This window comes from Mesorhizobium waitakense (assembly GCF_056431085.1).
Window position 1 is genome coordinate 1,996 of record NZ_JBWKME010000217.1, and the last position, 11,485, is coordinate 13,480.

Genomic DNA, 11,485 nt, shown 5'->3' on the forward strand with positions numbered 1-11,485 from the left:
GGCGGACCGATCAAAAGGCTCGCCGGTTTTCAGCATTGTGTGCATGATGACAGCGAGTTTGCGCGCCACGGCGACCGCGGCCCGCTTGAAGCCGACCTTTTTCCTGAGCTTCAGTCCCCAGGTTCGAAGCGTGCTGTCAGCAAGGGTTCTCGTTAGGATCACCACGGCAGCTTGATAAAGCAGACCCCGCAGATGGTTGTCGCCACGCCGCGATATATGCCCGTCAAAATCAACTTCTCCAGACTGGTAGCGCCGGGTGGTGAGACCGAGCCACGCACCAACTGAACGAGATGTCCTGAAGTTTTCCGGAGCCTCGATCGCTGAAGCGAAGGAGGCTGCGACAACCGAGCCAACACCCGGTATCGACACCAGCAGCTGACATGGCGCGCTTTCCCGCGCAGCGGCGACAAGCTGCCGATCAAGTTCCGCCGCCCGGTCGCGCACGGTGCGCCAGGTCTCGAGCAGAGGCAGGATAATCCGCTCCAGTCCCTTGTTATCGACAATCAGGTTTCGGACATTGGCTTCGAATACGCGGCCGGCACCCTTGGGAACGACCAGCCCGAATGTCTTCATCAGCCCACGGATCTGATTGGACAGCTCGGTTACGATCTTGATCAGCTGGCTGCGCGCGGCTACCAGTGTGCGGGTCAGCATGCTGTCATACTGCTTGACCCGCACCTCCCGGTAAAAGCCAACTTCTGCAAGCTGCGCCAGACCGTCTGCATCGTTCGCATCGGTCTTGTTCGGCGCCATGTCGAGCGCCGCTTTGGCGTGACGGGCATCGATGCAGATCGCCGGCAGGCCTTCCCCCGTCAGCGCATGATAGAACCAGACCGATAAGGGGCCGGTCTCGAAGACGATCTTCTTCGCGTTGGGCGCACGCTTGCAGATCACTTCGGCCAGCAACTTCGGATCAGATGGGCATTTGCCGCGCCAGCTCCGCTTGCCATTCTGCCGCACCGAGATCGAGGTCTCTTTCAATGACACATCAAGGCCGATAAATTGGTCCATGGTTGTTGTTCTCCGATTGCTGCTGGGCCCGGGTCCGACTCGTGAGCCCGTTTTTCATCATATCGGGGAACAACCGCCGCCTATGCGCAAGGGCTACAAAGCGGCACGTGGACGCGGCTCCCGCGATTACCCCATGTAATTACCTGCTGGGCTTGAAGGAGGCCTGTTTGGGCCGGACGACGGATTTCTCGATCCTTACGAAATGTGCACGTTCATTGCCGCCATGGTGCGTGCGCAAGGTGGGAAGATTCATCAGTTCTGCAAACTCGTTGGCGTGACCCGCCAAACCGCAGGCTATAGACTGACTACCAATAAAGGGGACGTCGACTGCGACTTCGTCGTCAATGCTGCCGGCGCCTGGGCGCCGGCAGCATTGACGCTCTTCAACCAGCGGCTGCACATAGGCCCCGAACGGCACGAGGCGATAACGATCCATCTTGATGAACCACTCGACTACACGATGCCGATGGTGATGGACCTTGTTAATGGGGAGGGAAGCGGTCTCAATTTCCGTCACGAAAAGCGGAATGAGCTGATCGCCGAAGTCCACAAAGTGAGTTCGCCCGCTAGCGAAAATCCTGACGACTACAACGAGCAGTGTGACGAAGCTTCGAAAGTCATGCTGGCAGAGCTGCTTCTTGAACGTGTCCCGGATCTGCCTGGCGCTCGCCTTGGCCGGGGTTGGGCTGGCCTCTATCCCACCACAGCAGATCATCGCCCTTTTGTCGGCTGCATCGATCCGTCCGAACCCAGGCTCGTGACAGCCGCTGGAGCTGGCGGTTACGGAATCCAGCTTGCGCCTGTCATTGGCATGATCGCGGCGGACTGGGTGCTACACGGCGATACCGTGTCGATACCGGGTGCCGATATCCTGTCACCCACTGAGGACAGAAATATTCCTATAAAGCCAAAGCCGATGTGATCGCTGAGGCGTAAAATGGCCTCAGCGTACCATCCCAAAATTTAATGAAAGCTCGCAGGTCATTTGCGGATCTCACTGGCGCTAAAAGTAGTGGGGAGGTGCGACATGGACACAGAACTGAACACGGTTGCGTCACCAGTGTGGCTTAGTAGAGCGTTCTTCCGCCATCGACTGTCAGCGTAGCCCCGGTCGTGTAAGAAGACGCATGGGAAATGAGGTATAAGATTGCTTCCGCGACCTCCGACGGCTGGGCGGCTCGACCCAGAAGATAGTTGGAGAAGTCGGCGGGGATCGAATTTCCCAGTTCAGGTGCAGTCATTGGGGTGTCAATAAAGCCTGGGCAGATAACGTTAGCGCGGATCTTTGGCGCTAGCTCGCTGGCGAGAGCCTTCGTGAAAGCAATGACTCCGCCTTTCGAAGCAGCGTAGGCAGTTTGGTCCGCGAATGGTTTCAGACCCTGACCCGAGGAAATATTGACGATGGCAGCACGTTCCTCCTTCCGAAGCCATGGCAAAGCCGCATGGCAAACCAGGTAGGTTCCAGTTAGATTGACTGCGAGGACACGCTCCCACACATCCAGGGTCGTCTCTTGGAGGCTTTTGATCGCCAAAATGCCAGCACAGTTCACAAGGCCATCAATGCCCCCCATAGCGTTCGCGGCGCCAGCGATAGCCAACTCTACTGAACTCTGATCTGATACGTCGACGAGATGAGTGCTACCAGAGCTGATGGAATAGGTCTCTCGAAGACCGTCTTCCCTCAGATCGAGCAAGGCAAGGGTTGCTCCCTCTGCAGCCATTAGAACCGCAGTAGCGCGGCCGATCCCGGAGCCAGCCCCTGTCAGAACAACCCTTCGGCCGGCCAAACGCCCTTCTCCGGCACCCGAAGCCGATCGTTTCGTATTCAGCATATTCCCGTCCTATCGAGTATCACAATAAAGGTCAGTGGCGTTAGGTCGCTGCGATTGAGAACTGTTCGCTTCAATTTATCGCGTGCTGCGCTTTGTAACTAAACGGAAATGTTGTTTCGAGATCAATGGGATATATCGGCCGACGGATTCTTCGGTAATTATAGGAATCAAGATTGCAAGTTGCGCTGCCGGGCGGGTCGGTAGCCACGATTGCCTTGGCTCTAGGTTGAAAAAATGCTCGAAAGTGGTTGAGGCCTTTTAGACAAACTATCTCATATTGAGTAACGTCGGCACCAGTAATCAAAAAAGGACGATCATCCATAGTGCCGCTGTCGGGAAACTCTGTAACGATAATTTCTACATTGCCAACGCGCAAGCGAGCTGTTTTGCCGTAACACACTGGTAGCCCTTCCATCATGGGAGACACGAAAGTGGCATTTCCGTCTGATAGTGCGCACACTCTTGCGTTGTGCAATTCAATTGAGTCACCGGAAATCTTGTCGATTTTACCGCCTAGCAAGCCAGAAACTACTGCCCCAACACCGGCTTTGTGAGCAAGGAGGGCAATTTCAGGGTCGGAAATGAATCCGAAAATTGTCCTGGCAAGATTTCGGCTCAGAATCTCGCGCAGAAGATGGGTTCCATTGCCAGGCGCCCCGCTACCAGGATTGTCAGAAACTTCCACAATGACAACATAGCCTGTTCCGGGTTTTTTCAGCGCGTCTAGAGCTCGATCTACAGCCACATCCGGCATAGGGCACTCGCCTTTCAGTTGGTCCCTCTTTTCCCAGATGTGCATGGCGATTTCTTCGGCGGCCTCCTTTGCCCCTTTTTCAGCCACAACCACTACAGAGGCTCCAACGCAAGGCACATCTGTAAAGTTGTAACCATGGAAAAAAGCTGCATCTATCAGGTCGTGTTTAGCGGCATAGTCGGCCACGTAGTCCGTGATAGATTTCATGGGGTCGTTAAAGGTGTTACCAATTAGCGAATCGACCATTAAAGGTAGTTGAACAAGGGCTGTTTGAGGAGTTGCTGCGCCACGCAATTTGCGAACAAGGGTTTTCATTGCCAAATATCCCGCATCCGCCATATCGACGTGAGGATATTGCTTGCAGCCGAACAGGCCGTTCGACAATTTGACCATTTCCGGAGTGATATTTCCATGAAGATCCAGGGAAACGGTGATCGGCGTGTCCGGCCCGACCACCTCCCGCACCTTTTCCAAGGTATAGGCCTCTAAGTCGTCCGTGTTCTCGGCACAGCCGGCGCCGTGAAGCGACAAACATATCCCCGTGTATTCACCCTTTCGTTCTTTGGCAACCTTAGTTAATTCCCCTACGGCATATTCGACGGCCTCCTTAGTAAGTTTCGGCCCGGCATTCATCACTGCAACCGTCGGAATTAACTCCACCCCATCTTCTTCCGCTGCTTTGATCATTCCGCCCAAATCGCTGGGCGTATTCCGGAATTTTCCAAAGATTTCTTGACCCACCGACCATCCAGCGTCAGCCCAACGTTTGAAATCCCCAGTATCGGAAGCAAAGGTACTACTTTCATGACCGACCATACCGAATAATATTTTCATACTGTCTGACCTCCGAATTATGAGACGTTTTCCTGGTCGTTCGCTGGAACGATCAACCGGCGATGTAGCGGCCGCCGTTGACGTGGACGGTTTCGCCTGTGATGAAGCTCGCCCAATCCGAGCAAAGGTACGCCACGGTTTGTGCCACTTCCTGTGGCCGGCCCATGCGCTTCAGCGGTGTCGACGCGATCAGTTGCGGCCCCTGCTTTTCGAGCAGGGTCTTGACCATTGGCGTATCGATGAGACCGGGGGACACGGCATTTGCCCGGACATCAGGCGCAAGCTCCAAAGCCAGAGTGCGCGTAAAGGTTAACACGCCGCCTTTAGAGGTTGCATAGCTCGAATGATTGTAGCTTCCGCAATGACCCGCTACTGAGGCCACATTCACGACCGCGCCCCCTTTGGCGAGCAACGGAATTGCCGCGCGGCAAGTGAAGAACACCCCGTCGAGGTTTACCTCGGTGCTGAGCTTCCACTGTTCGTCGGTCATGTCGTGAATCATCTGGTCGCGGTAAAGACCCGCGCTGGTCACCAGAAAGTCAAGCTTGCCGAAACGCCTGTTGATCTCGGCGGCCACGGCATCAGCATCCCCGGACTTCCCGGCATCCTGCTTGATGCCGACTACCCTTTCCTCCGTCGAGTCTAGTTCCCTTGCGAAATCCTTGATGCCGGTTTCGTCCAGGTCCGTCAGGACGCAGAAAGCGCCTAGGCATAAGAAGATGCGCGCGATCTCCCAGGAAATCACGCCATTCGCTCCTGTCAGCCACAGGACTCGTCCACCAAAGTCGTGCATGTCACCTCCACCGCACCCTTTCGATGCGCCGCCAATGCGAACTAGTCACTCCCTCTGCTGGGGACCGTCAGGGTGACGGTCCCCCATGATCTCCACAGTCACACCGTCCCATGTTTGGATGTACATCAGGCGTTTGCCCTTGTTCGGCCCTGTGTCAACGGTCCCGATCTTTCCAAGAGGCCGACCACCATATTCTTCCGCTCGCTTCTGCACTTCCTCGAGATCAGGCACATTCAAGGCAAGATGCGCGAAACTCGCGTCACATGGGCGCATATCCATTCGCCGGCTCCTAAGCTGGCCTACATACTCGATGAACTCGATGACGAAGCCTGGTCCCTTCATGAAGGCCACAACGATGTCGGCCTCGTCCAACCCTGTCACGGCGCGTATCATCGCCGTGTCGCGGGGGCCTTTCGTAAGGATTTCAAAGTTGAAAACCTGCTCGAAGAACGAGACAGTCCTGTCGAGGTCTTCTACGGTGAAGCTGAAATGGTTAAGGCTTATCTCGTCGATATCGTTCATTGATGAACTCCCGGTCATCGCGTAAATTCTGACGAAGCCGTTACTTGGGCAACAAGTGATCGGGTATGGAGGTATTTTGATAAAGATCCTCGACGGTTTCCCGCCGCTTGATCATATGAACCGTGCCATTGCAGATCATCACCGTGGCAGGTCGAGGAACGCTATTAAACTGCGTCGATGCCGAATCGGCGTACATTCCAGCATCCAAGATTACGACAGGCTCGCCGGTGGCCAATTTGGGAATTGCCCAATTGTCCGCCATACGCGAGTCAATGCAGGTCGATCCGACTATTTGGGCTAGCTCGGTATAGGCCCTATCCATCCCGCTCGCAGGCAGGAAGTGGTAGGCGCTGCCGGCCGTATCAATACGCGGCAGATTGTTGGTGCTGAAGTCAACGTTGACCCACACCATCCCGCAGTCCCGCTTGATCTGACCTACCCGGCCCAGCAGCGCCACAGCGTTACCGACAATAAATCTCCCAGGCTCCATGCGAAGCTCTGGAATAGGCAACTGGTGCGACCTGAATGTGTCGAGAAGTGAGGCCACAACCGCTTCAGCAAAGTTTTCGACCGAAGAGCTGTTTAGCGTGTGCGTCCGCGATTCCGGGTCGCGGTCTCGAGGCCAGCCACCGCCGATATCGATAAGCTCTGGGACATAGCCCGTGGCTTCGCGGATCCGAATGATCGTTTCTGCAAAGTCGCGTGTGCACGCAGCGAACAGCTCGGGATCCTGCGTAAATCGAGGCGTGTGAAGACTGAAGCCGCGCAGCCGGAGGTTCCGACAGGTTAGGATTTGGGGAACCAGATCAAGGGCGGAGTCGACCGAAAATCCCCACTTCTCCCGCAGCAGGAACTGCCTGACGTCGCTGGTCAGCCCCAAGTAGTCACTTGACGAACCTGCCAGGCTTTCCGGAGCGCTCTTGATGCGCAAGGCGACGGACCCGACCGTTCCAAGCTCCGCGCATATCGCATCCAGCATGCGGATCTCATCCACCGCATCGATGTTGACGTTGACGCCCTTCTGAATGGCTGCGCGCAATTCGGCTTGCGTCTTGTTGCTGCCGTTCATGGCGACCCGCTCGGGATCGGCACCGCCCATGAACGTGGAGTGCAGTTCGCCCAGCCCGAAGCAGTCGCCACCACCGCCCTCCTGATGGATGACGGCCCGGATCGCCGGATTGTTGTTCGATTTGATGGCGTACATGACAACGACCTTGTTCGGCCAGAGCCTTTCGAAGACGCCTTTCATCCGGCGGAAGTTTTCGCGCAGCGTTTGCTCACTCACCACATAAAGCGGAGAGCCGAATTCTGAGAGCAGATCCTCGGCCCTACAACCGTCGAAGATCAGATCGCCGTCCTGCGATACCTCGATGTGGTCAGTGCGCGTGATCACATTGGTCACATGCTCGCGGGGATTAGAGCCGAGAAATTCTCGTCCTGCAGGGATTTCAGTCATCATTAAGCCTCTGGAATCTGCGATCTCTACGTCTGCTGCAATCACTGCTGTTCGACGCGGCGAATGTCCTCCCAGGCGGCAAGCGCGACAATTGCTTTGTTCACGAGGATATGTTGACTATAAGTGACCAATTGGCCGAGATAACCGAGGTTGAGGTCTGGGCAAATTTCGAGAGATGAGCCACCGTCTGCCACCACTTATCGCACTTCGCGCGTTTGAAGCCGTTGCCCGGACCGGCAGTGTCCGCGCGGCCGGAGAAGAGCTTTCTGTTAGCCATACGGCCGTCTCGCGCCACATCCACAACCTTCAGAACCGTCTCGGCGTGGCGTTCTTCGAGCGTGAGGGGAGGAGCTTGACACTTACGGGGTCAGGTGAACGTTACTATCAGAAGATATCTAGGGCGTTTGAAGCGATCACACTCGCCACGTCAGAGCTGAAGCCCGACCTACCAACCCGGCTGGATATCTGGTGTACGCCGGGCATCGCATCGATCACGCTGCTTCCTCGGCTGCCAGGTCTTGAGAGTTACCTGCCAGGGTGTGATGTCGCCCTTCGGCCGACACGGCAGCGTCCCGATCTGGCGGCGAACGAGGCTGATGCAGAGATCGTGTTCCTGTTCGATGGCGAGGAGCGCGAGGGATGCCATGTGGAGGTGCTTAATCGTCCCCGCATGTTTCCCGTGGCTAGCCCAAGCTTCCTTGGCCGTCACGGGCCGGTGTCGTGCGTTGATGAACTTCTGAAACTGCCGCTCATCCATGAAGAGTCGACTGGCCAATGGGAACGGTGGTTCGACCATCTTGGACGTTCAGGACCGCTGTCCCTACGCGGCCCCAAGCTGTGGAACGGTCAGCAGACGATCGAGTCGGCGCGACTTGGACAGGGCGTTGCGATGACAGGAAGCCTTCTTGTCGACCAGCATATCGAGACAGGTGAACTCGTCGAGGTCTTGTCGACGAATGTCCACCTGGGCTCATACTGCCTTGTGACCACGAAGTCGCGATCTGTGACCGCTCCGATACTAGCGCTGCGGCGCTGGCTAGCTGATATCCTGGAACGATGAAACTCGAAGCGTTCAGTTGTCGGCCGCCAACGGTATTCGGCGCTACCTAAGCACAATTAATCGGCGTAACCGGATCATCTGCCGTTAGGTGGCAATGCTAATTTTCCGTAGTCCGGGGCAGTGATGGTGGCCAACGGCTCGGCCGCTGAAGGACAGCGGCCGAAGTTCAGTTCGAAGAGCATTCTCAAGCAGCTGTCCGACTTTGAGAAAGGCGGATCGCACCCATGAGACGCTCACGATCAGCGTAGACACGACGGCAATGATGGGCTTCAGGTTTTCATCGATGGTCCTTGAACACTTTTCCGGTAATGGTCGGTCCATCGATTCAGGCCTAATCGGGAATGAAGAAGACCCCGGTTTGCAATCTCCAGCAGAGCTCAAAGCGCTGCAGCGCACTTGACACGAAGATCATGACGTATGGAGCAGTCAGCGTGGTATGCGTCAGAGGAAACCATGAAAGTCCCCGTCGGTCCGCCGCACATTGATCTGGCGGCTTGTAAGACAGGCAACCGTTCGAAGCGTCTCCCTCCAGACATCCAGACGTTCGATACGTCCGGGGGTTAAAGGCGCCGTTTGCGTTTTTTGAGCGGACGTGATCGACCGCATCTCGCAAACCGGACAGATAGTTGTTCACGAAAGGTCCGTGAACGGCCGTGACGGCCCGCTGAATTGCATAGGGGTCCGTATCTAGACCCGGCAACCAGCCCCGTGTCTGCATGAATTCCGCGATGCCCAGTGTGTCGAGTGTGGACTCCGTCGAGTAGAAGCCGAAAATGCTCGACTCGCCTACCGGCTCGAAACACTTCAGACCCTCGATGGTGTTGACGCCATCGATCCAGCTAATCGTCCCTTCCATCGTGGCCTTGGCGATCTCGAGATAACCCTCCTCGCCCAGGTACCTAATCACCGCATAAGCCGCGGCAATCGATCCACCCGGGTTTGAGCCGGGCAGGGACGGCGTCACGTAGCTGCCGCGGTGCCAGTCGTGAAAGACGAACTCTTGATAGGACTGAACGCTCTTGTCGCGGAAAAGCAGGAGTGAAGCTCCCTTCACGCCGTAGCCATGCTTATGAATGTCCGCTGAAATCGAAGTCACGCCGGGGACTCAAAGTCCTTGGCGAACGGGGAAAGGAAGCCGCCCCAGCACGCGTCGACATGCAGACCCGGCCTTCCCGTCGTGTCTGCACTAATCGTGACGTTTTCGTCCTTCTGCTTGCGCATCCTCCGACGCGCACACCGAATGCCGTTGTCCATTGGTCACTTTAAGGCAACATATCGTGCAGAACAAAGCATTTGTCGAGGTCAACGGTTCGAAGGAAAATCCCGAAGGATGGTATCACGTTAACCGGCATGCGGTTGCTCGCGTGTCGGATTGAACGTAATTTTTGGAGATGCAGATAGTAGTTTGAAACGTCGTCGGTTTCCGTCGCTGATCGGTGCTCACGCTGTCTGGCTTTACCTGTCCGCACTCTACATATTTTTCAGCTACGGATATGGGAAACACCGAGAGATTATAGAAAGAGGAGGAATAAAAAATGACAATCACTCGACGCAGCTTAATCAAGGCAAGTATGGCAGCTGGAACAGCGTTGTCGATACCATCGATCCTTCGGGCACAGTCATCGCCAGAAGTCGCTCGGACTGTCCGGATGGCGATGGCCGACCTCACTGTTGTTGATCCAATCTTGTCCATCTCTGACATCACTTACATGCATGCCTGGGCGGTATACGACACGCTTTTCGCGCTCGATTCCAAGCTCGTGCCGCAGCCGCAAATGGTGGGGAAATTGGGGGTTTCCGAAGACAAAATGACCTATACGTTTGAGCTTCGGGATGGCCTGCAATTCAACGACGGCAGTCCCGTCACCGCGGCGGACTGCGTGGCATCCATCCGTCGCTGGTGGCAGGTGGACGGCGGTGGGAAACTAATCAAGGAGCGGACCAGCGATATCGTGACCACGGGCGACAAGACGTTCAAGATCGTTCTCAAGAAACCGTTAGGGCTTCTGATCGATCTCCTGGCAGGAGGCATAAATTTCCTAGCCGTCATGCGCGAAAAGGACGCAGATCGTCCCCCAACCGAGCAGGTGACCGCGAATATCGGATCGGGGCCGTTCACGTTCAATGATGCTCTTGCTCGCCCAGGTGCGAGTTTCACATACGACCGCAACGAAAAGTACGTGCCGCGCCAAGAGCCCCCCGATGGACACGCCGGTGGGAAGGTCGTTAGGGTCGATCGAGTCGTCTGGCAAAATATTGCGGATGAGCAGACAGCCTTGGCCGCCTTGCAGGCAGGTGAGGTTGATCTCGTCTGGCAGCCACCCGCCGATCTTTACGGCACTATCAAAAGCGACCCCAATCTTGAACTTCAGCTTCTGGATAAGGGAGGGGATGACCTCTATCTACGCATGAATTTCCTGCAGCCACCCTTCAACAACGTCAAAGCGCGCCAAGCGATGCTTCACCTGATTGACCAGGATTCGTTCCTTCGCGTCATTTCTCCCGATCCCAATTACGGTCGCAGCCTGATTTCGATCTTCGGAGATAGTGGTCCCTATTCCAATGACGAGAATACGGGATGGTACAAGAAGGGTGGTGATCCGCAGAGGGCCAAACAGCTGTTCCAGGAGGCCGGCTATGCCGGCGAGAAGGTTTATCTTTTTCAAATTACCGACTGGCCGGTGGCCAGCAATGCCGCGCTGCTACTGGCCGATGTTCTGCGCAAGATCGGGGTCAATGTTGTGCTTGGGCCGATGTCTTTCAGTGAGTTTTCCACGGCTCGGGCGAACAAGGGCCCTGTCGAGAATGGCGGCTGGAGCATGTTCATTTCGGACTGGCCCGATCATGGCTTCGGCAATCCGATCGGCTGTTCCGTCTTGCACGCAAATGGTGAAGATGCGTTTTACGGTTGGCCAAAGAACGACGAATACGAGGCGCTCCGGGCCAAATGGCCGGATGTCGCAACACTCGAAGAGCGGCAGGCACTCGCCCGCAAAATGCAAGGGATTTGGTGGGACTTCGTCGGCTGCATCATGCTGGGGAAGGTTTTGGCGCCAGTGGCGCGCAGTAATGCGCTCACTGGTCTTATCGAGGGGCCAGACTTGCGCTTCCCCATGTGGAACATGCAGAAGGCCTCAGCTTAGTGGCGGCCTACATCCTGCGCAGGATGGTCTCGGCCATCGCCGTCATGGCGATGGTCGGGATTTTCGTATTTCTGCTTGTC

9 protein-coding genes and 1 pseudogene are annotated in these 11,485 nt (G+C 56.1%); 3 read left to right on the forward strand and 7 right to left on the reverse strand.

The features are described from left to right. The coding region (locus tag AC07FD_RS38560; protein ID WP_478354061.1) for an IS110 family RNA-guided transposase at positions 1–1,011 on the reverse strand (1,011 nt) is incomplete at its 3' end. A gap of 160 nt (positions 1,012–1,171) precedes the next feature. Here AC07FD_RS38560 and AC07FD_RS38565 point away from each other — a divergent pair. Next, positions 1,172–1,933, forward strand: a pseudogene (locus AC07FD_RS38565) (NAD(P)/FAD-dependent oxidoreductase); the annotation flags it as partial. A 145-nt stretch (positions 1,934–2,078) separates the two neighbouring features. Here the strand turns inward: AC07FD_RS38565 and AC07FD_RS38570 are convergent. From AC07FD_RS38570 to AC07FD_RS38590, 5 genes are all read right to left on the reverse strand, one after another. After that, complete coding sequence (locus AC07FD_RS38570; protein ID WP_478354062.1) at positions 2,079–2,843, reverse strand: SDR family NAD(P)-dependent oxidoreductase; 765 nt, start codon at positions 2,841–2,843, stop codon at positions 2,079–2,081. 70 nt (positions 2,844–2,913) lie between these two features. Further along, on the reverse strand, positions 2,914–4,431 hold the full coding sequence (locus tag AC07FD_RS38575; protein WP_478354063.1) for a M81 family metallopeptidase: 1,518 nt from the start codon (positions 4,429–4,431) through the stop codon (positions 2,914–2,916). 52 nt (positions 4,432–4,483) lie between these two features. Next, complete coding sequence (locus tag AC07FD_RS38580) at positions 4,484–5,224, reverse strand: SDR family NAD(P)-dependent oxidoreductase (RefSeq protein ID WP_478354064.1); 741 nt, start codon at positions 5,222–5,224, stop codon at positions 4,484–4,486. Between the two features lie 45 nt (positions 5,225–5,269). Then, positions 5,270–5,746 carry a VOC family protein gene (locus AC07FD_RS38585; RefSeq protein ID WP_478354065.1) on the reverse strand — a complete coding sequence of 159 codons (477 nt, stop codon included), beginning with the start codon at positions 5,744–5,746 and terminating at the stop codon, positions 5,270–5,272. Positions 5,747–5,786: 40 nt separating this feature from the next. Next, positions 5,787–7,205 (reverse strand): diaminopimelate decarboxylase family protein, encoded by a 1,419-nt coding sequence (locus tag AC07FD_RS38590; RefSeq protein WP_478354066.1) that lies wholly within the window; start codon positions 7,203–7,205, stop codon positions 5,787–5,789. 172 nt (positions 7,206–7,377) lie between these two features. Here AC07FD_RS38590 and AC07FD_RS38595 point away from each other — a divergent pair, with 172 nt between their 5' ends. Continuing rightward, entirely contained in the window at positions 7,378–8,262 is an 885-nt protein-coding gene (locus tag AC07FD_RS38595; protein ID WP_478354067.1) for a LysR family transcriptional regulator, read from the forward strand. Between the two features lie 331 nt (positions 8,263–8,593). On the opposite strand, the gene AC07FD_RS38600 is transcribed toward AC07FD_RS38595, so the two are convergent. Then, positions 8,594–9,358: a hypothetical protein gene (locus AC07FD_RS38600; protein ID WP_478354068.1), complete on the reverse strand. Its 765-nt coding sequence runs from the start codon at positions 9,356–9,358 to the stop codon at positions 8,594–8,596. 439 nt (positions 9,359–9,797) lie between these two features. Here AC07FD_RS38600 and AC07FD_RS38605 point away from each other — a divergent pair, with 439 nt between their 5' ends. Next, positions 9,798–11,405: an ABC transporter substrate-binding protein gene (locus AC07FD_RS38605; protein WP_478354069.1), complete on the forward strand. Its 1,608-nt coding sequence runs from the start codon at positions 9,798–9,800 to the stop codon at positions 11,403–11,405. Positions 11,406–11,485: the final 80 nt, after the last annotated feature.